A 24,805-nucleotide genomic window follows, 5' to 3' on the forward strand; every position below is an offset into this window, starting at 1 on the left:
GATTTTGCTCGGTTTAGTCCCTAGTGAAAAAGGAATATTAAGTTTAGTTTGGAAAAGAAGTAAAAAGGGTTGTATATTTGCCGTCCACATCGCGGGGTAGAGCAGTAGGTAGCTCGTCGGGCTCATAACCCGAAGGTCGCTGGTTCGAGTCCAGTCCCCGCTACTACATCAGAAGCCATTCACCTGAAAAACAGATGAATGGCTTTTTTTATACCTGACCGGGAAGGGTCGACCGTAGTGTCCGACACGCTATTTGGGGACTAAATCCAAATCACGCATTCACAGGATGATGTTTTTCCTTTACGATTTTTTCCTGGATGTTTCCTGGAACGGGCTCAAATGCCGAAAAGGTAGCCTGGAATGTGGCTTTGCCCTGTGTAAGCGACCTTAGCTCGGTAGAATATCCGTAAAGTTCCGCTTCAGGAACGGTACACCGTAGAATCTGATATTGATCGGCACTTTCAATTCCCAAAATAACGGCCCGACGCGATTGCAGATCGGTCATGACCTGCCCAACAGCATCTTCCGGAACTTTTACATTAAGGTTACGGATGGGTTCCAGAAGTTTGGGTCTTGCATTCAAAAAGGCGGCCTTGAAAGCGTGGGCTCCCGCGATCTTGAAAGCAATGTCATTGGAATCGACCGTGTGCATCTTGCCATCGTAGACCATGACACGAACGTCACGGATATAGGATTCGGTCAAAGGACCGGATTCCATCACTTCCAAAATTCCCTTTTTTATCGAAGGTAAAAACCGCAGATCGATAACACCGCCAACAATACAGTTATAAAAGACCAATTTACCGCCCCAAGGTAGTTCCACCTCTTCTTTTCCCCTTATATTAAAGCCCTCGGGCTCGGCCATATCCTGGTACCAGGGTTCGATCTTCATATGTACCTGCGCAAACTGACCAGCCCCGCCCGATTGTTTCTTATGGCGATAGCTAGCCGTAGCAGGCTGGGTTATGGTTTCGCGGTACGCAATACGGGGTCGCGAAAAATTGGCCTTGACTCCATACCCGTTTTCTAAGGTCCATTTGATAACGGATAGTTGTAACTCGCCTTGACAGGCCAAGATCTGCTGTTTTAACTCATTGGAATAAGAAACCACCACCGTGGGATCTTCGCTGTGTATTTTTTTAAGGGCCTCCATCATTTTTTCCTCATCATGCTTTTCAACAGCGGCCACCGCCCTCCGGGCACGGGCCTCGGGATATTGAATAGGCTTGATGGTTACCGGATGTCCTTCGGTGTGCAAAGTATCGTTGGTTTCGGTATGTTTTAGTTTGAGCGAGGCACCGATATCACCGGCGCTCAATTTTGAAACTGGCCGGCGCTCCTTGCCGTCCATGATAAACAATTGATTGAATGTCTCCGTTTCATCGTTCCGGGCATTGACCAGCTTGTCGTTTGTTTTGAGTTCTCCGGATTTTACCTTAAAAAATGTAATCTGGCCCACATTTGGCAAAAATTCCGTCTTAAATACGAAAAGCACAGTAGGTTCCGTAGGCAATGGCTTTACGGTTTTACCCTCGACGCTCTGCTCCGGTTTCATATCGCCCGCGGCCGGGGCAACATTATCTATAAAGCCCATAAGTCGGCCGCTGCCCATATCCTGAAGGGCCGAAACGCAGAAAACGGGAAAGAGTTCATGATTGAGCATGCCTAGTTTAATGCCTTGTCGCAGTTCTTCTTCGCTCAACGTTCCCTTCTCCACAAAGAGTTCCAATAGGTCCATGTCGTTTTCGGCGGCCTTTTCGACCAATTCGTTGTGCAATTGGTTTGCCAGTTCTTTTTGGTTATCGGGGATCGGCAATTTTTCGGGTTTTCCGCCGTCGGGACCAAATTTGTAAAGCTTCATTTTAAGTACGTCCACAATACACTGCGCCCCATCGATGATCAATGGATATTGAATTTTTACGGCATTGGATCCGACAAGGGAGCGGATTCCTTTAAAACTATTCTCGAAATCCGCATTGGGATGATCAATCTGATTGATGACAAATATGGTGGGTTTGTTGTAGCGGGCAATATAGTTCCAAATGATCTCTGTGCCTATCTCCGCACCATACCGAGCATTAATAACGGTCACGATAGAATCGGCCACACGAATGGAAGAAAGGATCTCTCCGATAAAATCGTCAAGTCCGGGGGTGTCGATAATGTTGATCTTGTAGTTGCGCCACTCGGTATGCAGTGGGGTGGCAAGGACCGATGTCCCGCGTTCGTGTTCTATGTCATGGTGATCCGATACGGTATTCTTGCTTTCTACCGTTCCACGGCGGTTGATCAGGCCAGCCTCGAACAGCATGGTTTCGGCGAGTGTGGTTTTACCGCTTCCATGGGCACCTACGAATACCACATTCTTGATATGTTTGTCATCGTAAACTTTCATGATTGTTATTTGTTTTTTCAGTTCGCATCTTTAAAAATAAAGGTGCGGATTTAAAAAAAACATGACTTTTATCCATGTTGATCAATAAAAAAAGAGGCTTGGTGAACAAAACAGATATTAATTGCCATGAAAATATAAATCCAATAGCTATTCTTTAGACATGTACCCAAAGCGTTTTGGCCTGAAATAAGGAAGCTAATAAGGAGTTTACTGAAAAACGAACAGATAAAGGTGTCCATAGTTTTATAGATACCCATATTAAAGGCAGACCATTGGATTGACACCAAATTATAAAGGTGTTTTGAAGATGCTGTAAGTAACATATGATTTAGTGTTTCAACATCTAATATTGATTATTTTTAAAAGTTCAAATAAACGATGTGATTCAGGTCATTGTTTTTTGTAAGCTCCGAAAATATTTTTATCAAATAATAACGGTAAAATGTCTCGGAGGTTTTTCACATACATGGCTGTAGCATTCATAGCCTTATTCGCCTTTTCCAATTGTAGTGGCGATGACTCATTTGAATTTTCACCAGACCCTACATGTGGCCGAAACATCAACTTCATTGTTGAAGTAATACCCCAAGGAGCTGGAATTGTCACTAGATCGGAATATGTCAATTCATTTGGGCTTAACGGGTTAATGCCTTTTCAGGTTATCGAATACTTTGCCATTCCTGCAGATGGGTATCAGTTCATAAAATGGGACTTGGCCCCAATAGCGGATAGAGAAGAAAATCCCATTTCCTTGATTCCATGTGATATAAATCCTGTTTATACCACCGTAAGAATCAAGGCCATTTTTGAAATACGGGAAGAATAGTGAATCCCCTGTAGTTGTAAAAATAATTTGGGAACGGTGTCGTCTATTCCAAATTTGCAAAAACTCAATTACCTTCTTTGGGATGTAGGATACTAAAGCGTCAAAGTTCGAATAAACGATGATTTGGATGAAATTTTAGAAAAATCTATGTAGGGGAAGCTTACAATTCATTGTAATGAGTTCCACAATCAAACTTTAAATTAAGTACCCTTTGAATTGTTATGTAATGCGACCCTGTTTTTTATCGAAAAAAGAGCTCGTACAGTATACCTATTTCCAAAAGGAATCACTTATAAATTTTAAGCCCACTGGCAAAGACTCACGCCAAAAAGGCCAAGTGTGTGCACCATCCCGGACCCTGTATTCATGAGGTATTTGCCTAACTACCAGCTCTTTGTGCAATTGGGCATTTCCGAGCGTAAGAAAATCGTCATCCCCACAATCAAAATATATTTTAACTGTTTTTAAACGTTCCGGATCCTTGTTTTTCACCAACTGAATCACATCATATTCCCTATAGCTTTCACCTAATCTTTTTTTACCCTTGGTGCCTACCATATCGGGCATTGCTTTTGAAATATACCCATCCATGGCTTCTTGGTCGGAAGCAGTAACGGATTCCTCCGTAAATATAGCAGAGCTATATGCGGCACATGCCCCAAAATGTTCGTCATATTTCAATGCCAGTTTTAAGGAACCGGCCCCGCCCATGGAAAGGCCGCTAATCCCCGTATATCGTTTTCCTGTACGAATACGGTAATTGTTTTGAATATAGGGGAGCAATTCCTTCATAAACATATCCTCATATGGGTAAGTGCCGTCCGATCTGTTCATGTAGAGTCTGTCATCCCCATCCGGCATTACAATCACCATTTTTTGGATATTTCCCTGTTCTATTTCACGATCAACTATCCATTGCATTGCTCCAGATTCAATCCAACTTGTTTCGTCACCTGTATAACCGTTCAATAGATAAACTACGGGATAATAGCGTTCGGAATTTTCATAGCCATCCGGTAAGTAAATGGAATATCTGACCTCTGTCTTTAAAAGGGCACTCTTCATAACCTGGCTTTCCATGACCTTACTTTGACCAAATAGCGTGCTATTGATAACAAGCCAAAGAAGAAGCAGTGAGTATTTTTGCATAAATATTGATATTTTCAATTAAAGTACCCGATCTAATATAAGGTGTACTTAGGCCATTCATCACAAATCCATTTTTGAAAGATAACAAAAAACGATAAATAATATTCATTAATGATTTAATCCCAATGTTCAAATAAACGATTGCCAAACACCCCAAAAAACCTTACCCTTAATTTATTTAGCCACCCTAATTTCATAAAAATCATATCTTTAGAGAAACCAACCTCTAATGATCAAGTTCTTTAGAAAAATTAGACAAAAGTTACTTTCTGATAACAAAATCAGCAAGTATCTGATTTATGCTATCGGTGAGATCATTCTTGTGGTAATCGGTATTCTAATAGCCATTCAGCTAAACGATTTTAACGGAGATAGAAAAGAACGTGAAAAGGAACTATCCTTTCTTCAAAAACTGAAAGATGATATCAATTTGGATATACAGGATTTAACGTTGAGAGATTCCATTTTAGCTGTTTATCAATCCAATCAAGAAAAAGGGTGGGAATTATTACTTGAAGCAAAATCAGTAAAGGACATTTTAACCCTTGATTCCCTCATTCAATTCCGTTGGCAAAGTTTTGCAGTAAGTAGAAAGACCTATGATGAAATGATTAATACCAGTGGTATTTACATTATTACGAACAGGGTTTTGCTAAATGATTTGAGTGATCATTATGCTTTGATAGAATTGTATCAACAAAACTTTAGAGAGATCAATGAAGATTCACGGGAGTATTATAAAGCCTCCAATTTAGACCATTTTGATTTTATAAAGAGGCACTACAGAGACGAATCATTCGATATTACAAGTATTGATACCACTTGGATCAGCAATCATAATTCACCTACCTATTTAGCCTTATCCAGATTCTATGGTCATGTGATAAACGCTGTTAATGGAGTCCAGCGAAGGTACATCACAGAAATACTTGCAAATAGCAAAGAATTGGTAGCTGAAATAGACCTGGAATTAAGAAAAAATAATATCAGAAATTAACGAAAGTACAACAATGTATATGCGGAGTGCGACCGCATTAACTTTACGTTGCCAAAGTTCAAATAAACGATGCTAAAACTGGATTAATCCTGATTATGAACTTAATCCATATACTCCTTTAGAAGGTTTATTTTTGAAGATTTACGTAATCTTTTCAATGCTTCTATTTTAATCTGCCTAACCCTTTCTGTTGTTAGGTCCAAATCATTGGCAATTTGCTCTATTCCCACAGGATTTTCCCCGCAAATTCCATACAGCATCTTAATCACATAAGCCTCTTTATTGGACAGTAATTCCAAAATTCCGCCAACTTCTATCTGTAATGAAGTATTAACCAAGTTTTGATCTGGACTATTAAAACCATCGGATTCAATAATATCGTATAAACTATAGCCTTCCTCTTCAGGTCGCAGGGACTTATCCATGGAGATTGGCCAAGAAGAATGTTCCAAACAAAGTTGGATTTCAGAAAGCGAAAAATCAATCAATTCTGAAATTTCATCAGCAGTTGGAGGTCTTTGGTGCGATTGCTCAAACTTTGTTGTTACCTCATTTATTTTATTTATGACATTTATTTTGTTCAAGGGTAACCGGACCATTCTAGATTTATCTGAAACGGCATGAATAATGCCTTGGCGAATCCACCATACGGCATAGGATATAAACTTAAACCCCCTGGTCTCATCATATTTGGAGGCAGCCTTTACCAATCCATGATTGCCTTCCATGATAAGGTCATGTAAAGTGAGGCCTCGAGACTGATACTGTTTTGCAACGGATACCACAAACCTCAGGTTTGAAACAATAAGTTTCTCCAATGCCTTGGCATCACCATTCCTAATCCGAACGGCTAGTTCCACCTCTTCTTCCGCAGTAATCAACGGAATTCGACTTATATCATTGAGATATTTTGACAGGATATGATTTTCCCTGTTGGTAATCTGTTTGGATATGGTAAGTGCTCTCATAAATTAAATTTTAAACCAATGACTTTACATAAATCAGGTTACCATTGCCCTTGGGATTTTTTCGTGTTTCAATTTGAATTTGGTTGATGGATTTTACAAGCGGAGTCAGTTTTCTAAACCCAAAATTCCGAGCATCGAAATTGGGTTGTTTTTTTTGTAATAGGGCACCTACCTCTCCTAAAAAGGCCCAGCCATCTTCATCCTCCAAATCCGAAATAGTGGCAAGAATCAAATGGATGACCTGTTGGGTTATTTTATCAACAGGATCAATTTTCGCCTTTTTAATTGTCTGGAATTCATCAGTAGTGCTTTTATGTAAGATTTCAAGATATATGAACTTATCACACGAAACTATGAAAGGGTCAGGTGTCTTGCGTTCACCTATTCCAAAAACGGTCATTCCTGCCTCCCTCAATCGAATGGCCAATCGAGTGAAGTCACTATCACTAGAGACCAAGGAAAACCCATTGACTTTCCCAGAGTAAAGTATATCCATGGCATCAATGATCATCGCACTGTCAGTGGCATTCTTACCAGTGGTGTATCCGTACTGTTGAACAGGTGTAATGGCATTTTTAAGGAGTACATCCTTCCATTTCACCAGACTTGGTTTTGTCCAATCACCATAAATCCTTTTGATACTAGGGTTGCCATATTTTGCGATCTCCTCCAACATTTCCTTGACATATCTCGATGGAATATTATCGCCATCTATTAAAACAGCCAAGTTTAAATCCTTTTCCATCAATCTATTCCTCCTCCTTTAGTTTATATTCATTGAGGTAAACCGCTTTGGCCATCTGTTCCCTTTTCTCCTTTGATTTTTTTGTAAACTCTTTATTGTCCCGAATTTGTTTTAGCTGTTTGGTATTTCGAACCTTCTTCCGATATCTTTTGAGAGCCCTATCAATATTCTCTCCAGGTACAATTTTAATTTTAAGCATATAGCATATTTTAGAAATGATGTACAAACCATTATGAAGCTGAAAGCAAAAAAGAGTCCAGTATAGGTTTGGAACTTTAAGGTGGATAACAACTATAATTTCGTTGAACGGCCTAACAGCCTACGAAATTCGAATATTGGTACAAGCGAAAAATAATTAAGAAGTGGCCCTTTATGAATTAAGGTGATATGTTGGGCAGTCTTTTTTATTTAAGGACAGGTATAATTTTCGTCCATAATTTTATTGTGGCGTAAAGTAACGGATTTAAATCGGATTTAAGTTATTTAAAATCAAATAAATGTATCCAATCAGATCATAGTTGGATATTACGGCAACACTATTTAATTGATAAGGAATTGAGAAAAGAGGTTAATACTTTACTACCTTGAAGATAACAAAACCATCTCTTACCTTTAAGCCAAGTACGGTCCAGTTTTAATTGAAGGTTGATATACCACAGATGTGAAAGATGGTAATGATTTCGTGGAGAAATACAAAAGCCGATTTAATCTAAAGTTCAAATAAACGATTACTTTTTGGTGGGTTCATCCATGATCAAAGTTTTGGCGGTTTTCTGTGATGGGTACCCTGCTCATAGGAGTAGGCCAGTTTTATCAAAACAGGTTCGGCGTACATCCTTCCCAAAAACTGGATGCCCGCAGGCAAATTGCCACTTGTGTATCCCATGGGCACCGTAAAGGCAGGTTGACCGGTATGGGGTGAGATGACCTGATTGTTGTCGCCCCTATACTCTTCCTGAAACTTGTCTATATGTGCTGGCTTGTTGTTCCACGAAGGGTAAACCACGGCATCCAGTTTCAAGGAGTCCATGGCGTTTTCCATGGCTTTCCTAAAAGCGATTCTTTTAATATCGTGATACGCATCTCCACAAGGCACATCCGAATCGCCCCATCTACCATCATGGTCTTTTTGTGAGGATAGCCGTTGTTTGGCAAATTCAGATTTGGTACCTATCCGAACAATGTCTTCCAAGGTTTGTATGGTATCCCGTTTTACATAGGTGGCCAAAAAATGCTCCAAATCCTTCTTGAAAGTTGCGCACCATTGATCTTGACGCAAGGTGTCAAAACCAGGCACATCAAAGGGATCCACAATTTCTGCTCCCAAAGAATCCAAATCCAGTAGCGCCTGTTCAAACAAGGCTTTTATCTCTGGGTCCACCTCATGTTCGCTCAATTCACGCAGCACCCCTATTCGTGCTCCCTTGAGCCCATCTTTCACAAGAAATTGCCGGTAGTCGGTATATGTTTTTCCTCTGGAATGCTCGGTAATGGGATCCTCTGGGTCAACCCCGACCATAACCTCCATAACCCTTGTGGCATCTTCCACGGTACGGCACATGGGCCCCACCACATCGTTTCTTAGGTACAGGGGAACTATTCCTGTCCTGCTGATCAATCCAAGGGTGGTCCTAAACCCGACCAAGGCGTTGTGGGAAGATGGTCCGCGAATAGAGTTTCCTGTATCCGTTCCCAAACCGGCCGTCCCGAAATTGGACGCCACCGAAGCTCCCGTACCGCCACTGGATCCCGCCGGAACGTAATCCAGATTGTATGGGTTGCGTGTAGTCCCGTGTGTGGAACTTTCCGAGTGCATGGGCGAAAAGGCCCACTCGGCCATATTGGACTTTGCCAAAACAATGGCACCTGCTTGTTTCAGTTTTTTGATGATGGGAGCATCCTCTTCAGGAAAGTAATCGGCAAGAGCCAAGGAACCCGCCGTGGTAGGCATTCCCTCTGTGTTTATGTTGTCCTTTACAATGATCGGAATACCCTGTAGGGGGCGCAGGACACCTGTTTTCTCAAATTCGGCATCCAACTGTTTGGCAATGTCAAGTGCCTCTGGGTTAATGGTGGTCAATGCATTGGTATTGCTATCCAGCAGAGCAATGCGCTCCAAATAGGCCTTGGTCAATTGCTGTGCAGTGAAAGTGCCGCTTTTATAAGCGTCGTGAATCTCTGAAATGGTCAGTTCCGTAACATCGATCGGTTCGGCGGGTTCACTGGTTTTACATCCGAGCAAAGTGACAAGCAGCAACAGGAAAACAAGAGGGTTACGAATCATAGGGGATGGTTGGTTTTATATTTTTCTATTGTTCTTTTTTAGGATGTCAAGGTTCCCTTTTTCGCAATAAAAGCAATATTGGGATTCATTTTTCTTGTGAGCAAGGTTTGTCCTTGACCTTAAAAAGGTACAACATTCGAAACATTGCCGCCATCCATTTCCCATAATGTTTTTTTGTATGGACATTTTGGAATTGAATAAAATCCGAAACCGACAGTCGTTTTGGACCGTTGTCAATGTTCCATTTTCGAGAAATATAAGGTGCAATTCGCTTTTACCGAACTTATACACCGATCTTCTAATTTTATAAATATCATATCTTTAGGGAAACCAACCTCCAGTGATAAAATTCTTTAGAAGAATAAGACAACCCTTGTTGGCTGAAAACAAATTCAGCGGATATCTGATTTATGCTATTAGCGAAATTGTTCTTGTGTTCATTGGGATTTTATTGGCGCCACAAACCAATACATCGAATATACATCAGTTTGGAAATGTTCAAACAGTACATACAACGCAATGAACATATTAGAAATGATCAAACCTAACTTCAATTTATAAAGCATATGATTAAGAACTATTTAAAAATTTTAGTGGTAGCTGTACTTTTTTGTAGTTGTGACAACGACAAAAGGTCAAACGCAGACATCGTTGAGGTTGACCAAACTACGATTGGTAAACAGATTGAACGTCTGGCATCGGATGAATTTCTAGGGAGAAAACCATTTACCGAAGGTGAAGTGAAGACCGTGAACTATTTAAGGGACGAATTTGAAAAATTAGGCCTTTTACCCGGTAATGGCAATAGCTTTTCTCAAGATGTTCCCATGGTGGAAATAACAGGAACACCCTCCGAGAACATGGTGATTTCAGGTAAAAATGGAAATATCAATCTGGAATACTTAAAAGATTTTGTGGCCACAACAAACAAACCCGAAACTGAAGTCGGCCTTGACAATTCAGAGCTTGTTTTTGCAGGTTATGGGGTTGTTGCCCCCGAATATGGATGGAATGATTATGAAGGTATCGACTGGAAGGGTAAAACGGCTGTGGTGCTGATAAACGACCCAGGTTTTAAATCTGGGGATTCAACCCTGTTCAAAGGCAATGAAATGACGTATTACGGACGTTGGACATATAAATATGAGGAAGCTGCCAGGCAAGGTGCTGATGGACTTATCATTATACACGATACCGAACCGGCCGCTTATGGATGGAATGTGATAGAATCTGGCTGGAGCGGTGCTCGGTTGACCATAGAAAGTGATATGCCTCTTTTAAATGTCGAATCCTGGATAAGTGGGGAAAGTGCCGAAAAAATGTTCAATGCCTCCTCCATGAAGGGTCAGGATTACAAAACCCTGGCCAGGAACAAGGACTTTAAACCGATTCCGTTGGATCTGAGTGTTACGGTGGACATTAAAAATGAAATCAAAAAAGATAACTCTAAAAATGTAGTGGCACTTATACCGGGAACCGAAAGAAAGGACGAATATATTATCTACTCCGCGCATTGGGATCATTTTGGTATTGGTAAGGCCATTGATGGCGATTCAATCTATAATGGTGCTGTGGACAATGCATCCGGTACTGCAGGTTTATTGGCTATAGCAGAAGCGTTCAAGAAAAATGGCCCTACAAAACGTTCCATTGTCTTTATTGCCGTTACTGGAGAGGAACAAGGGCTGTTAGGCTCCGCCTATTATGCCGAAAACCCCATTTACGACCCCAAGAAAACAGTGGCGGACATTAATATTGACGCTCTGGACAGTCCGGGAAAAATGAAAGACTTGACCATTACCGGTTATGGTCACTCTGAAATGGATGAATATGCCAAGGAAGCTGCCGAAAAACAAGATAGGTACGTTATTCCAGATCCAGAGGCGGAAAAGGGATACTTCTTTAGATCGGACCATTTTAATTTTGCCAAAATCGGAATCCCGGCCTTGTATGCAAGTGGTGCTTATGAAGGATTTGATATTAGCATTGATGACATCAAAAAGTATAATGATAATTATCGTTTGCACAAGTACCATCAGCCATCTGATGAATACGATGCTGAAACCACGGAATTAAGTGGAGTGCGATTGGACCTTCAGTTACTTTTTGAGGTCGGATTGAAATTGGCCAACGATGATTATTTTCCAAAATGGTACGATGGCAGTGAGTTTAAAGCGGCGCGTGAATAAAGGGTGGCCATTGCTTGGAACCAAAAAGTTCAAATAAACAATTGCCACAATCCAAACTTTTACTAGCCAGAAAGAAAGCCATCAGCGCAGGTTCACGGCTTTTTCCTTTATAGAAAATCCTAACCAGCAAATAAGCCATTTTTTATTTTTTACATTTATAAGGAATGTAAATGCATTGATTTTGCACCAATTGGTGTATAATCGATTAAAATTTCAATCAAATCCTCACACAAACCGGTACTTTGAAAATTGTAGGCTTACAAATAAAAGTAAAAACACTGTTCCCACTATTGCTTTTGTTTTGCTGCAATGTCATGTTTTCACAAGAACAGTCGGGCGAACAACTATTCACCCTAAACGAATATAAAGCCGCCTCCAAGGCCATATTCACCTCTGTATTTTTTCTAGGGGCCTTTTTGGTTATGGGGGTTTATATGCTGCTTTTGTATATCCAAAACAAGAAAAAAGATTACCTATACTACGCAGTTTACCTCATAATTTTCACCATTTACTTTTTCCTGAGAACAGATTCGGTTGTAAAGTTTGATTTGTTCAATTTAGGGCAATCTTATTACTACTATTTACTCACGCCTTTGCTATTGGTCATTACCGGGGTGTATGTAAAGTTCATCAACATTTTTGCGGAGATTGAAAAATATGACAGGGCGTTCGCATCCAGGCTCAATATATTTTCCAAGCTACTGTACATGATTGCCGGACTCATTTTTTTGTTTACCCTTTTTACCGATCAATTGGAGGTCGTGGAACGGTACCAACATTTTGTGATGATACCCATGCACCTTTATACTTTAATGGCATTGATCAGGGCATTTTTGGTGATCAAGTCAAATTTGAGGTATTATGTGCTCTTTGCCAACCTATTTCTATTTGCCTTTTCAATTTTAGGAGTTTATGCCGCACAAGGACATAATTTCTCGGAAAACGTTACCTCTCATCATCTTTTGGGCTTTTACACTTTTAATGCCTCCCAATTGGGTACATTTTTGGAAATGATATGTTTTTCCTTAGGGCTCGGATACAAGTTTAGCCTAATTGAAAAAGAAAAGGATGAGGTAAAGCAAAAATATATTGAGCAGCTTAAGGAGAATGAAGAGGTCTCCAAAAAATTAAACGAGGAACTCTCCGAACTCGTAGCCGAAAGGACAAAAGAACTGGAAAAGAAAACCTCTTTATTGGAGAAGGAACAACAATTAAAATCCAAGCTCTATGTAGATATTTCCCACGAGTTTAGAACCCCTTTGACATTGATTTCGGGACCGACCGAAGCAAAATTGAGAGAAGGCAATCTATCTGATGCCGATTACAATTTGTTTTCCATGATAAAACGTAATGCCAGTCGTCTTTTGTCCTTGGTAAATCAACTGCTCGATCTTGCAAAACTCGACAAGGGAAGGTTAAAGTTAAAGGTCAACCAGGGCCACTTAGGTCTTCTCATAAACTTTATAGCCAGCTCTTTTGAATTCAAGACAAGTGCTAAAAAAATACAGTATTCCTACAATATTCAATCCATCCCAAAGGCATGGTTTGATGAGGATATCATAGAAAAAATTGTTACCAATTTACTTTCCAATGCACTCAAGTATTGCCCTGAAAATGGCATCTGTGAACTGGATGCATTGAAAAAGGACAAGAAACTGTTTCTTAAAATCCGAAATTCGGTAGATGATATTTCCGAAATACCCCTGGATAAGTTATTCAACAGGTTCTACCAAAACAATGAGTACGCTGAGGGAGCCGGAATTGGGTTATCATTGGTCAAGGAACTGGTGCAATTACACAAAGGAAGTATTGATGTTTCGGCCAAAGAAGACAATACCATTGAGTTTACCGTTCAGATTCCCATAAGCAAAACATCGTTCTCACCGAATGATTTTGTAGCTGTTCCCCAAAAGACTCCAAAATTAATGGTGGAAAATAATGGGTCAGTAGAAAATCGGTCTTCCCATTTGGAGGAAACCAAGGATGGACTCCCTATTTTACTTGTGGTCGAGGACAATAAAGATGTACGGGATTTTATAAGGTCCTCGCTTAAGACCAACTATTCCATTTATGAAGCTAAAAATGGTCAACTTGGAATCGAAGAAGCATTACGGTTGATACCCGATGTAATTTTATCCGATATTAAAATGCCGGTAATGGATGGGATCACGATGTGCAATCAACTAAAACAGGACCAAAGAACGAGTCATATCCCAATTGTCTTGCTTACGGCAGGAGTAGGCGAAGAACAGGAGCTTAAAAGCTTAAAATCCGGGGCGGACGATTTTATAGTCAAACCTTTCAAATTGCCCATTTTGGAAAAACGGTTGGCTAACCTTATTGAAGTAAGAAAAGCTCTTCGTGATAGATACAGTAAGGAGTTGGTTTTAAAACCAAATGACATTTCCATAACCTCTGCAGAGGAGGCCTTTTTGAACAAAATTCAAAAGATTTTGGACAAAGAACTTTCCAATTCAGATTTTAATGCGGCCAAACTAAGTGAAATGCTTGGAATCAGCCGAATGCAGTTGCATCGGAAATTATTGGCCTATACCAACCTATCGACTTCCAACTTTATAAGATCACAAAGATTGAAACAAGCCTTGGCCATGTTGGAGAATTCAAAAGCCAATATAAATGAGATTGCTTACTCCGTTGGCTTTAACACCCCTTCCTATTTTATAAAATGTTTTAAGGAGACTTACAACAAAACACCATTGGAGTACAGCCAATCCATTCATAATCAATAACAAACCATTGTTACATTTCTTCCATCAATTGTTACATATTGCATATCACTAATGGGTAATGGTGCTTATTATTGTAGTAAGCCATTGACTATAAAAATATATAGTAATCTAAATACATTGATGTTTCGAACAGCCTCCAATCCTACCAAACAAACACAATAGTAAACCGTTGACCATGCGATTTTTCAAAGAGTCATAATTTCAATTTTTGATTTATGGTGTCTCCAAATACTCTTGAAATTTCGCGAAGGGTCACGGTTATAAGAACAAATCAGACTTTAGTACTTACACGAACCTGATCGCTTAATGGGAGGCTAATGCAAATGGATACCTGTTTGTTTTTAATCCTTTGATGGTGAAAAAATTATTCATACTCCTGTAATCGAAAAATGCAGGGAACACTAAAAATTAAAACCTCAGAACAATGAACACTAAGAAAGTAATTTATTCAATCTTGATTGTATTATTTGTTGCACAAGGAGCTAACGCACAATTCTTTAAAAAACTAAAGAAAAAAGTTTCGGATAGAGTTGAGCGGACCGTAACGGATAAGGTTGCCGATAAGGCTGCCCAAAAGGCCAGTAAGGCAATGGACAAAATGTTGGATCCCGAATTCAACAAAAACAGCCCGGTCCCAATAGGTGGAGAAATGGGAAACATGGATGATGTTCCCGATGAATACCAATTTGAGTGGGTATATAAAATGAAAATTGATGCGGCCAGGTCCAAAAGCGAAATGGACATTGCATATTACCTGAAAAAAGATGCGCCATACTGGGGTGCAAAAATGAACCAAGGCATGGATATGTTCATGATCTATGATATGTCCAAGCTCTTAACGGTCATTTTTATGGACAACGATGGGAATAAATTTGCCTCCGTGACAAAAATCCCTGATGATATCAATGTAGAAGAAATGAACGAGGATATGGACATTTCCAATTACACCATGACCGAAATAGCGGGCAAAACAGTACTGGGGTACGACTGTAAAGGCTATGTAATGGAAAATGACAAATACAAGTTTACCCTTTACAATACTTTTGATACCGAAGTAAGCTTTATCGACATATACGGTAAAAGCAATCAGATGCCCAAGGGCTTCCAAGTAGATTGGTTAAAAGAAGGTGACAATGAAGGCTTGGTCATGGAAATGATCATGGAGGACAAGGAGAATGACAAAAACAACATGACGATGACCTGCGTGCAATTGGAAGAGCAACCATTCTCTATTAAAAAAGCTGATTATTCCACGTTTGGTAATCAATAATCAGAAAACCTCTCAAACAATTCTATTTACAACACCTTAATGAATATGAAAAAAACAGCCTTGTTATTGCCACTCCTACTGATCGGCCAATTCGTTTTGGCCCAACAAGATTTTACAGGAACAATTCCCGATTGGGAAGTTGGCTCTGGGGACATTATAACTGGTCTGATGCAACCAAAAGTAATCGGTTCCGTTGATGATCAAGGTAACTTTAAAATTCCTTTAAACCCCAATTTTTTGGATTATGTAAAAAAGGAACTCGAAGAAGAGAACAAAAAGGATAACGATGGTTGGACTGCATCTTTAATGACCGTCGACAAGTTGTTCAACTGCTTTGGAGATTCCCTAATGGTGGAAAACGGTAACCAACCCATTTCCAGATTATCCCAAATGGGAGCGTTTATGTTGGTGAATATGAGTGAGAAAAAACGATTGGGTTACTTCTTTGCGGTCAACTCAGCTGAGTTTGCAAAATCTTTAATGAACATTGGCACCTATGCCTTTACACCAGGATATTATGTGGACTGGTATTTTGTGGATCGTCCAGGGGCTGTTAAAGGCAACTGTAAACAAAAAGCTTACGCACTTAACCAAGAGGAATTTTATGAGAAGAACACAACCTATAATCTGGAGTTTAAAGAAGGTTGGAATATTGTAAAATATGAAATCAAAAAAGTTTTTAAAGATAAAGAAGGTAAGACCTATCCTCAGGAAATTGAATATATAACACTGCCCGAAATTCCTAAAAACATCACCTATTCATTTATTAAGGATGATTGAGATTTTATAAAAAACCATCTTGAAAGAGCTGAGAAGATTTTTTCAGCTTTTTTATGGGTTACCCTAGAAAACCTTGCTGTTACTCATGTTTGAAAGGTAAACTTTTATCGGGGCTTACCCAGTTTAATAGTTTGTTAACGTTTTTAACGTCTTATTTTCATAAATTGTTAATGCCTAATTCATCATCAATCAAAAATGAGACAATTAACCAACTATATTGTCTTACTATTTCTGTGGCTAAACTCCATGTTAGCCTTTGGCATTACCGTTAGCAGTGGTTATGCAGGCATACCTACGCCTACCGCCGAAACTTTTAAGGATTCCCTGGATTGGGCCGACTACTATTTCAATATCCATCGTTTTGAAGAAGCAGTTCCCATATACAAAAAGAACCTTGAGGCAACCAATGAGGAAGAAAAAATCCACATTCTAAAAAAGTTGGCGCTTAGTGAGGCCGCATTGGACAATACAGAAGAGTCCATCTCTTACATTTACGACTATTTTAAAATAGATTTTCAGCCCACATTTTTGTTGCATGAGGATTTTGATGGTATCCGAAGAGAACAAAGCTTCGCCAAACTATCCGGAACAGTATTGCCGAAATTCACAGGTTGGTCCATTTTTTACCTTTTTGTTTGCTTAATTGGTTTTTATGTCACTTTTGTCCTGTTGATCAATAAAAAGATCGACAAGCAGGCCAGGATTCTTATTGCAACTTTTGTCTTTATTCACTCTCTGTTTATTTTAAACATATGTGTCAACCAAACCAATTATGTGTTCGAGTTCCCACATACCTACCTCATGTCCACTTGGTCCTCCTTTTTATACGGCCCGCTCCTTTTTTTATATTACAAAAGGGTATCCAAATCAAGCGACCTTAACAAAAAAGATCTTTGGCACTTTTTACCTACCGTTGTGCTTACCATATATTTATTTTTCACAGTTTATGGCTTTTCCGGTGCCCAAAAGGTAACACAAATGTTGCAGCGACTGGAAGAAGGCTTAAACCCAGGAGACTCGACCAAACTATTGTTATTGGTTTCTCTAAAAGCAATTTCGTTGGGGGTCTATGCTTTATTTGTGCATTGGATTCTGACCAGAAACAAAGAAGGTTTGAATAAAAAAACCAGGATTTGGCAAAAAAACATCTACTTGATCCATGTTAGCTATGTAGCGGTGTATCTAGTTTATGGAGCGTATATTATTGCTGGTATAAACAGTGGTATATTCTATCATGCACCCATAGTTCTGATGAGCACTATGGTCCTTTATATTGGGTACGCAGCAAACGTGCAACCCGACGTATTTAGCGGACGTTACTCCTATACCAACCGATTATTCCCAAAATACGTGAAATCCGGTCTCACGGAGAGCCTTTCCCAAGAACTTAAACAAAACTTAAGCGACCTTTTCCAAAAGGAAAAATTATATCGGAACAACGACATCAACTTGGATATGGTAGCCGATAAACTGGATACCACCCGCCATAATGCATCTCAGTTGATCAATGAACACTTTAATATGAGCTTTAGGGAGTTTGTAAACTCCCATCGTATTCAAGAGGCCAAAGAACTTCTTGAAAAAGAACACGAACTCAACATTATTGACATTGCCTATGAAGTTGGGTACAACAACAAAGTGTCTTTCAACAAAGCTTTTAAAAAGGATACCCAACTTACCCCAAGCGAATACCTCAACAACCTAAAACAGGGGTAAATTCTTATCGGGAACACCGAAAAACAAGGGTTTTATAGCTAACTAGTAGTCATCAATCAAAAATCATCAATCATATGAAACGACTACTAGAACAATTCGTTTTTAAGTACAAGGGGCGGGAGGGCCAGACACTCAACCCCGTAAACAGTCATGAAAAGTACAAGAAGTCTGGATTAACGGAAGAAGAAGCCTTGGTAATTCGCAGTAAAATCAAAAAAGCCTTTGAGGAAGATAAGATTTACAGGAACAATACCATTTGTTTGGATATCCTTTCGGACCATATTCAAGACAATAGATATAAGGTATCCCAAGTGATCAACACCTATTTCTCCAAAAACTTTTATTCTTTTTTAAATGAATATAGAATAAGGGAGGCAAAAAAGCTATTGGTTTCTGAACCCTCTTTAAGCGTAAAGGCCATTATGTACGAAGTAGGTTTTAACAGTAAAAACAGCTTTTACAGTGCCTTTAAGAAAATCACAGGGCTTAGTCCCAACGATTACAGAGCTGCTACAAATATTGGATTCGTCAGGCAACACGAAGTACAGGTGGCGTAGCAGTGCCCAAATAGTTTAAGCTATTTGCAAAAACCTCTTGGAATTCCAAGAGGTTTTTTTACACCTATTATCAAATGGTCACCATATCCATCCGTATCTGTTAAAAAAGGTACTTCCCTATGGGCATCCCTTTTTTTAAGGTTCTCGCCGTTTAAAAAGTACCCGGCACAATGCACTTATAGGTTGTTTTGTTATGCAATTGTAAAGGTAGGGCGGTGAGAGGCTCTACTTCTTAAAAAACAAAATCCATTGAGTTTTGTTCACTTCCCAGAAGTATTATTTGAATTAGCTATCATTTTCCTAGCGCCGCCCACCTTTCTCAGTTGCCCTAACTCATGTCAAATTACTAACAAAACTTTATTCGTATGAAAGTAAAGAAACTGTTTGGAGCGCTGTTGGCCATGTGTCTATCGATAGCATTTGCCCATGCTCAAGAAAAAACGGTTACCGGAACGGTCACCGACCAAGAAGGGGTACCCTTGCCCGGTGTAAACATTATTGTAAAGGGTACCGTACGGGGTACACAATCCGATTTTGATGGAAACTATGCCATTGAAGCCAATGAGGGAGATGTACTCGTATTTTCCTATTTGGGACAAAGAACACAGGAAATAAGTGTTGGCGCAGCAAGCACATTGGACGTGCAAATGCAAGAAGACGCTTCCCAACTTGAAGAAGTAGTGGTAACCGCACAGGGTATTGTTAGGGAGAAACGCTCCCTGGGATATTCGGTGACCACAGTGGAATCCGAAAAAGTGGAATCGAGACCAGAAGCTGATGTAGCTCGTGTTTTGAACGGAAAAGTTGCCGGGGTTAACATTACCTCCAACAACGGTATGTCCGGTTCAGGTACCAACATCATTATTCGAGGTTATTCTTCCGCAACACAATCCAACCAACCGCTGTTTATTGTGGACGGTATTCCATTTGATTCCGGAACCAACACACAAACCAATTTTTTGGATGGAAATACAGAATCCAGTAGATTCTTGGACCTCGACCCAAACAATATAGAAAGTGTAAGTGTCCTAAAAGGACTAAGTGCCACGGTATTATATGGTAACCGAGGACGAAACGGGGTGATTTTAATCACCACCAAAGGTGCGGCCTCTGGAGATGCCCCCTCTAAAACCGAGGTATCCGTCACCCAATCAGTATTTATGTCCAATGCCGTGCTTCCAAAATTCCAAGATAATTACGGAGGAGGGTTCCACCAAGGTTTCGGATTTTTCTTTAGTAACTGGGGACCGCGTTTTGATCGTACCGATGATGACGGAATAGCCCAAGCGGGACAATTTATTCGTACTGGGGCTAACGGTGTAGCACTTCTAAGACACCCGTTCAACTATATTGCAGACCCAACTTTAATTGCCGGCTACGAAGACCTTTTGGATACTGAATACCCGTATAAACCCTATAATGGTGTAGAGGAATTCTTTAGGACAGGTTATGTGTACAGCACATCTGTAAATGTTCGAGGAGGTTCAGAAAAAGTAAATTATAACGCCAACTATGGACGCACAGAAGACATAGGGGTTACACCGGGCAACAGATTGCTCCGTAACAACTTTAGTTTAGGTGGTAATGCTACCTTATCAAATAACTTTACCGTATCTGGAGTCTTTAATTTTGCAAGAACAGGGTATAAATCCCCTCCCAATGCTGTAAGTACAGGTAGTGGTGCTGCTTTTAATGGTTCCGCCATATTCGGTGATGTCCTATATACGCCAAGAAGTGTGGATTTGACCAATATTCCGTTTCAAGCAGCGGATGGTAGAAGTCTTTACTACAGATCTGGAAACGACATCCAAAATCCGTATTGGACCGTAGCCAACTCAAAAACGTCTCAGGAAACCGACCGCTTTACCGGTAACGTTTCCATGAGCTACGCAATAAACGACTGGATGAACCTTACCTACCGTGTTGGTTTGGATACTTATACCGAGTTGAACTTCTACGGACAGAACAGAGGTGGTGTCGACGGACCTACATTGGGTATTTTGAGAACAACCTCCGTAAGAAATTCCATTTGGAACCACGACCTTATCTTGAGTGCAGAAAAAAGTCTTTCCGAAGATTTGAATCTAACCGCAACATTTGGCGCCAATAGTCGAAGGGACACCTATGCACAAGATGGTATAGAAAGTCAGGGACAATTGGTTTTTGGAGTTCTGGAGCACTTTAACTTTACAACCCCTTCATCGGTCAACTCCTTTTCGGGCAGCAACCTGAACCAGAATTTTGAAGAAAACTTGGTCGGTGTTTATTTGGATGCCACATTATCCTATAAAGATTTGCTCTATTTAAATGTTGTGGGAAGAAACGATTGGTCCTCCACATTGGAAAGGGAAAACAATTCGTTGTTCTATCCTGGAGCCAGCCTTTCCTTTATTCCGACAACAGCATTTCCCGCCTTGCAGGGCAATGTACTGAACTATGCCAAACTTAGGGTGGGTTATGGATCCTCTGCAGGTTTCCCAACCCCTTTCAACACAAGGGATGTACTATCGTTGGGTGCAAGAACATTTGTGGACCTCAACGGAAATGTTGTTTCCGGAAATACCGTTTCCGATGTGCTGGGTAACAGGGATTTATCTCCAGAGCGAGTACAGGAGTTGGAAATTGGTTTGGATACACGTTTGTTCAACAGACTTAATTTTAATCTGAGTTTGTACCAAAAATCGACTACAGACCTTATCACCAACCGTACTTTGGATAGTTCGACCGGTTTCCGTTCCACTTTTGTGAACATAGGTGAAGTAGAAACCAAAGGTATCGAGGCCGACTATGATCTGAATATTCTTAGAGAAAGTGAAGCTGGTATTGGATTTAACCTTGCTGGAAACTTTACCGCCAGTGAAACCACCGTAACCGACCTGGCCGAAGGCACAAACAACATTCTTTTGACATTTGCCGTTTCCGGTGAAGCAGCAAACTATGCTGTGGAAGGTAGGCCATTTGGCGTACTGTTGGGAAGCACCATTCAAAGAGATGACAATGGAAATAAAGTGGTAGGCAGCAACGGGCGCTATTTAGTGGACAACAACATCACCGAAATAGGTGACCCCAACCCCGATTGGACCACAGCCCTTATCCCAACGATAACGTTCAAGAACTTCACCCTATCGGCTAACCTACAGTATCGTCACGGAGGTGATGTCTATTCCGTTACCACAGCAGGTTTGATTGGTCGTGGAGTAGTTGATGCCGATGACCCAATTCACAGGGAGTCCAATTATGTGTTACCTGGGGTTTTTGCCGATGGTACACCGAACGACGTTGCCATATCCTCCACCGAGTTTGGGTTCAATACCTTTTTCGCCGGTAGTATAAACGAGGTAAATATTTTTGACGGAACAACCATTCGTTTACAGGAAGCCTCTTTAGGATACTCCATTCCAAAGAAAATGTTGGATAAAACACCTTTTGGCAGCTTATCCTTAACACTATCCGGTTCCAACCTATGGTACAAAGCGGTGAACTTCCCGGATGATATCCGCTACGACACCAACTCATCTAGTACCGGTGTAGGTAACGGACAAGGGATTGATTTCTTCACTGGACCATCTACAAGAAGATATGGTCTTACCGTAAGAGCATCATTTTAATAGCAGCTAACAGAATCAAAAAATATATTATGAAAAAAATATCAAATATACTAAGTCTCCTAATCGCTGCACTGACAGTTATGTTGGGCTGTGAGACAACTTCTTTGGATGTTGTGGAGAGTCCTAATGCATTAAATCCGTCGCAGGCGAGCGTTGATTTCTTTTTGAATCAAATACAGCTGATGACAGCACAGATCCACTCTGGTGAAGAGGGGCGTGCGGAAAACGGCCTCAGCCAGTTTGGTATGGAGCCGGTGAGAATGCAGCACGGTTTTGGACCGACCTACCGTGAGAATTACGACCCATCGGATTTTGATAGGGTTTGGGACAACGTTTATGCACGAGCATTGATCGATATCAGAACCATGAATCCCTTGGCTGAAGAAGCGGGGCAATATACCCATATCGCCATCGGTCAAATTTTGGAGGCGTACATTATGATGTCCATGGTGGACTTCTTCGGAGATGTACCTTACTCAGAAGCAGTGGCAGGTGGCGAAGGCATACTAAATCCCTCGTTGGATTCAGGAGCTTCCATTTATCAGGCAGCAGACCAACTTTTGGTTGATGCCATAGCCAATCTCAACAAAGATGAAACTTCATTGCCATTGGATGATCTTTTCTACAATGGTAACGAAGGACAATGGAAGAAAGTGGCCAATACCATGCGCCTTAAACTTTACTTGCAAACTCGTTTGGCCAGTGCCGAAGGTTTTGGGGCATCGGTCTCCACTTCTCGAATCAACGAGTTGATCAGTGGTAACCAACTGATTTTAGATGCTTCCGATGATTTCTTCTTCCAGTGGGGCACCAACAATGCCTCACCAGATAGTAGACATCCTTATTTTGATGCCAATTATGATGGTGCCGGGCCAAGTTCCGACTTTTACACTTCCAACTACTATATGGATTTGATGGCCAATCAGTACAGTGAGCCCGACCCAAGAATCAGGTATTACTTCTACAGACAACAATCGGATTTTTCGGGTGCAGATGTAGTCACCAAAGAATGTGTTACCGAAATATCCCTTCCAGCGTGGTGGGACCCTACCCAACCTTATTGTTTGGTACCCTCTACCAATGGCTTGAGCGGATATTGGGGAAGAAACCACTTGGATGACGATGGTATTCCACCAGATGATGCCTTTAGAACATTACATGGCACATATCCCGTTGGAGGTCCTTTTGACGATAACTCCTTTAGAAATGTATCCGGTTCCAGCGCAGTTAACGAAGGCTTGGCAGGCGCAGGTATTTCACCTATCCTAATGTCTTCCTACACCTATTTCATGTTGGCGGAAGCATCATTGACATTGAATACAACAGGAAATGCAAGGGACTACCTAGAAACAGGAATCAGACAATCCATGGGTACCGTAGCAAACTTCGGAGCACCGTTGGCCAGTGGCACGGGGTACGAGGCAAACGCAACGGCAATCGATAATCATGTTGCTGAAATACTGGCCAATTACGATGCTGGGGACAATACGGACAAACTCCGCATTATTGTAGAGCAATATTTTATAGCACTGTGGTGCAATGGTATAGAAGCTTACAACACTTACCGAAGAACCGGTCAACCGGACAATCTCACCCCTGCATTTACCACACCTGACCCAGGAACGTTCCTAAGATCTATGTGGTACTCACAGACAGCAGCGGACAGTAACACGAACATCACACAGAAAAGTACTCCAAGTACCCCAGTGTTCTGGGACACAAACCCTGAAGGATTCGTTGATTGATTTCTAACTAAAAAACAATACAGATGAAAAGTAACTTTAAATATATATTCGGTCTTGTTCTCCTAGTTTTGGGAATTGCAGCATGCGAGGACAGTGACAAAAATCCCCTCAATGTGTTCGAACTCGATGATTCGGCAGCACCGTATGTGCGAATCCTTTTGGACGAGACCATTGTGGCCAAAGGCGACCTTGCCTCTTCCACTTTTTCAGGGACCGTTGACGACCCAAGCGATAACGTCGCTTCCTGGGAGTTGAGCGTAACCTTGGAATCAGGAGGTGTCTCCACAGATACGGTACAACTAGCGACGATTACGGAGTTTCCTAGTGATATCTCCATCCCTTATACGGACATAGCAAGTGCTTTGGGCATAACGGTAGATGACATTTCTGGAGGTGATTTTATCCGGTTTTTAGGGAAATCGACAGGGGTTGACGGCACAGAGACCACTGTAGAAAATTACAGTGCCACCGTAACGGGCCAACCAGAGCAACTCCAAGCGTTTAACTTTATCGTTTTGGTAAAGTGCTCCCCTATTTCAGGAACCACAGTACCCGGCACATGGATTATAGAAATGCAAGACCTTTTTGGTGATGGCTGGGATGGTGCCTTTGTGACTTTCGAAATCGACGGCGTAGCCACGGATTACACCTTTACTGCCGGTGATGCAGCAACGTTCAATGTTGATGTTCCAGAAGGCACAAGTGAATTGGTAATTTCATACACGAGTGGAGCTTTTGAAGAAGAACACGTTTACACTATTGAAACACCGGAGGGTGAAGTACTGGGTCCTTTTGGCCCTAACCCATCTCCATGTATCAATTGATT

Annotated in this window: 17 protein-coding genes and 1 tRNA gene; 12 read left to right on the plus strand and 6 right to left on the minus strand. The window is 40.9% G+C overall.

Annotated elements, in window-relative coordinates; translation table 11 throughout:
* Window positions 1-90 precede the first annotated feature (90 nt).
* Window positions 91-163 (plus strand) — tRNA-Met (locus J0X13_RS07665).
* A gap of 108 nt (window positions 164-271) precedes the next feature.
* Here J0X13_RS07665 and J0X13_RS07670 read toward each other — a convergent pair.
* Window positions 272-2,395: an elongation factor G gene (locus J0X13_RS07670; protein ID WP_207070881.1), complete on the minus strand. Its 2,124-nt coding sequence runs from the start codon at window positions 2,393-2,395 to the stop codon at window positions 272-274.
* A 466-nt stretch (window positions 2,396-2,861) separates the two neighbouring features.
* On the opposite strand from J0X13_RS07670, the gene J0X13_RS07675 reads away from it, so the two are divergent.
* On the plus strand, window positions 2,862-3,221 hold the full coding sequence (locus tag J0X13_RS07675) for a hypothetical protein (protein WP_207070882.1): 360 nt from the start codon (window positions 2,862-2,864) through the stop codon (window positions 3,219-3,221).
* A gap of 270 nt (window positions 3,222-3,491) precedes the next feature.
* Here J0X13_RS07675 and J0X13_RS07680 read toward each other — a convergent pair whose 3' ends face one another.
* Window positions 3,492-4,370 carry an alpha/beta hydrolase gene (locus J0X13_RS07680; protein ID WP_207070883.1) on the minus strand — a complete coding sequence of 293 codons (879 nt, stop codon included), beginning with the start codon at window positions 4,368-4,370 and terminating at the stop codon, window positions 3,492-3,494.
* A 229-nt stretch (window positions 4,371-4,599) separates the two neighbouring features.
* Between J0X13_RS07680 and J0X13_RS07685 the strand changes: the two genes are divergently transcribed.
* Window positions 4,600-5,367 (plus strand): DUF6090 family protein, encoded by a 768-nt coding sequence (locus tag J0X13_RS07685; protein WP_207070884.1) that lies wholly within the window; start codon window positions 4,600-4,602, stop codon window positions 5,365-5,367.
* A 101-nt stretch (window positions 5,368-5,468) separates the two neighbouring features.
* Here J0X13_RS07685 and J0X13_RS07690 read toward each other — a convergent pair whose 3' ends face one another.
* From J0X13_RS07690 to J0X13_RS07705, 4 genes are all read right to left on the minus strand, one after another.
* Complete coding sequence (locus J0X13_RS07690; protein ID WP_207070885.1) at window positions 5,469-6,335, minus strand: sigma-70 family RNA polymerase sigma factor; 867 nt, start codon at window positions 6,333-6,335, stop codon at window positions 5,469-5,471.
* Between the two features lie 10 nt (window positions 6,336-6,345).
* On the minus strand, window positions 6,346-7,080 hold the full coding sequence (locus tag J0X13_RS07695; RefSeq protein ID WP_207070886.1) for an NYN domain-containing protein: 735 nt from the start codon (window positions 7,078-7,080) through the stop codon (window positions 6,346-6,348).
* A 4-nt stretch (window positions 7,081-7,084) separates the two neighbouring features.
* Window positions 7,085-7,279 (minus strand): small ribosomal subunit protein bS21, encoded by a 195-nt coding sequence (locus J0X13_RS07700; RefSeq protein ID WP_207070887.1) that lies wholly within the window; start codon window positions 7,277-7,279, stop codon window positions 7,085-7,087.
* Between the two features lie 555 nt (window positions 7,280-7,834).
* Window positions 7,835-9,364: an amidase gene (locus J0X13_RS07705; RefSeq protein ID WP_207070888.1), complete on the minus strand. Its 1,530-nt coding sequence runs from the start codon at window positions 9,362-9,364 to the stop codon at window positions 7,835-7,837.
* Window positions 9,365-9,930: 566 nt separating this feature from the next.
* On the opposite strand from J0X13_RS07705, the gene J0X13_RS07710 reads away from it, so the two are divergent.
* From J0X13_RS07710 to J0X13_RS07750, 9 genes are all read left to right on the plus strand, one after another.
* Window positions 9,931-11,553 (plus strand): M28 family metallopeptidase, encoded by a 1,623-nt coding sequence (locus tag J0X13_RS07710; protein ID WP_207070889.1) that lies wholly within the window; start codon window positions 9,931-9,933, stop codon window positions 11,551-11,553.
* A gap of 314 nt (window positions 11,554-11,867) precedes the next feature.
* Window positions 11,868-14,303, plus strand: coding sequence for a response regulator (locus tag J0X13_RS07715; protein WP_207070890.1), 2,436 nt, complete (start codon window positions 11,868-11,870; stop codon window positions 14,301-14,303).
* Window positions 14,304-14,727: 424 nt separating this feature from the next.
* On the plus strand, window positions 14,728-15,573 hold the full coding sequence (locus J0X13_RS07720) for a DUF4412 domain-containing protein (RefSeq protein WP_207070891.1): 846 nt from the start codon (window positions 14,728-14,730) through the stop codon (window positions 15,571-15,573).
* 45 nt (window positions 15,574-15,618) lie between these two features.
* Window positions 15,619-16,353 carry a hypothetical protein gene (locus J0X13_RS07725; protein ID WP_207070892.1) on the plus strand — a complete coding sequence of 245 codons (735 nt, stop codon included), beginning with the start codon at window positions 15,619-15,621 and terminating at the stop codon, window positions 16,351-16,353.
* A gap of 246 nt (window positions 16,354-16,599) precedes the next feature.
* A complete protein-coding gene (locus J0X13_RS07730; RefSeq protein WP_242535671.1) occupies window positions 16,600-18,069 on the plus strand; it encodes a helix-turn-helix domain-containing protein in 1,470 nt (489 codons plus the stop codon).
* 74 nt (window positions 18,070-18,143) lie between these two features.
* On the plus strand, window positions 18,144-18,626 hold the full coding sequence (locus J0X13_RS07735) for a helix-turn-helix domain-containing protein (protein ID WP_207070894.1): 483 nt from the start codon (window positions 18,144-18,146) through the stop codon (window positions 18,624-18,626).
* 365 nt (window positions 18,627-18,991) lie between these two features.
* On the plus strand, window positions 18,992-22,234 hold the full coding sequence (locus J0X13_RS07740) for a SusC/RagA family TonB-linked outer membrane protein (protein ID WP_207070895.1): 3,243 nt from the start codon (window positions 18,992-18,994) through the stop codon (window positions 22,232-22,234).
* A 29-nt stretch (window positions 22,235-22,263) separates the two neighbouring features.
* Window positions 22,264-23,979, plus strand: a complete 1,716-nt coding sequence (locus J0X13_RS07745; RefSeq protein ID WP_207070896.1) for a SusD/RagB family nutrient-binding outer membrane lipoprotein — start codon at window positions 22,264-22,266, stop codon at window positions 23,977-23,979.
* A 23-nt stretch (window positions 23,980-24,002) separates the two neighbouring features.
* Complete coding sequence (locus J0X13_RS07750) at window positions 24,003-24,803, plus strand: hypothetical protein (protein WP_207030065.1); 801 nt, start codon at window positions 24,003-24,005, stop codon at window positions 24,801-24,803.
* The last annotated feature ends 2 nt before the right edge of the window (window positions 24,804-24,805 follow it).

Source organism: [Muricauda] lutisoli (nom. illeg.), assembly GCF_017313105.1.
In the GTDB taxonomy this organism is placed as follows: Bacteria; Bacteroidota; Bacteroidia; order Flavobacteriales; family Flavobacteriaceae; genus Flagellimonas; species Flagellimonas lutisoli.

Excerpts from the sequence above, each read along its gene's own strand:
- J0X13_RS07685 (WP_207070884.1), top strand. The coding sequence starts at position 4,600 with ATGATCAAGTTCTTTAGAAAAATTAGACAAAAGTTACTTTCTGATAAC.
- J0X13_RS07680 (WP_207070883.1), bottom strand. The coding sequence starts at position 4,370 with ATGCAAAAATACTCACTGCTTCTTCTTTGGCTTGTTATCAATAGCACG.
- J0X13_RS07675 (WP_207070882.1), top strand. The coding sequence starts at position 2,862 with ATGGCTGTAGCATTCATAGCCTTATTCGCCTTTTCCAATTGTAGTGGC.
- J0X13_RS07690 (WP_207070885.1), bottom strand. The coding sequence starts at position 6,335 with ATGAGAGCACTTACCATATCCAAACAGATTACCAACAGGGAAAATCAT.
- J0X13_RS07735 (WP_207070894.1), top strand. The coding sequence starts at position 18,144 with ATGAAACGACTACTAGAACAATTCGTTTTTAAGTACAAGGGGCGGGAG.
- J0X13_RS07700 (WP_207070887.1), bottom strand. The coding sequence starts at position 7,279 with ATGCTTAAAATTAAAATTGTACCTGGAGAGAATATTGATAGGGCTCTC.
- J0X13_RS07695 (WP_207070886.1), bottom strand. The coding sequence starts at position 7,080 with ATGGAAAAGGATTTAAACTTGGCTGTTTTAATAGATGGCGATAATATT.
- J0X13_RS07670 (WP_207070881.1), bottom strand. The coding sequence starts at position 2,395 with ATGAAAGTTTACGATGACAAACATATCAAGAATGTGGTATTCGTAGGT.
- J0X13_RS07710 (WP_207070889.1), top strand. The coding sequence starts at position 9,931 with ATGATTAAGAACTATTTAAAAATTTTAGTGGTAGCTGTACTTTTTTGT.
- J0X13_RS07745 (WP_207070896.1), top strand. The coding sequence starts at position 22,264 with ATGAAAAAAATATCAAATATACTAAGTCTCCTAATCGCTGCACTGACA.
- J0X13_RS07715 (WP_207070890.1), top strand. The coding sequence starts at position 11,868 with ATGTTTTCACAAGAACAGTCGGGCGAACAACTATTCACCCTAAACGAA.
- J0X13_RS07730 (WP_242535671.1), top strand. The coding sequence starts at position 16,600 with ATGTTAGCCTTTGGCATTACCGTTAGCAGTGGTTATGCAGGCATACCT.
- J0X13_RS07740 (WP_207070895.1), top strand. The coding sequence starts at position 18,992 with ATGAAAGTAAAGAAACTGTTTGGAGCGCTGTTGGCCATGTGTCTATCG.
- J0X13_RS07750 (WP_207030065.1), top strand. The coding sequence starts at position 24,003 with ATGAAAAGTAACTTTAAATATATATTCGGTCTTGTTCTCCTAGTTTTG.
- J0X13_RS07725 (WP_207070892.1), top strand. The coding sequence starts at position 15,619 with ATGAAAAAAACAGCCTTGTTATTGCCACTCCTACTGATCGGCCAATTC.
- J0X13_RS07720 (WP_207070891.1), top strand. The coding sequence starts at position 14,728 with ATGAACACTAAGAAAGTAATTTATTCAATCTTGATTGTATTATTTGTT.
- J0X13_RS07705 (WP_207070888.1), bottom strand. The coding sequence starts at position 9,364 with ATGATTCGTAACCCTCTTGTTTTCCTGTTGCTGCTTGTCACTTTGCTC.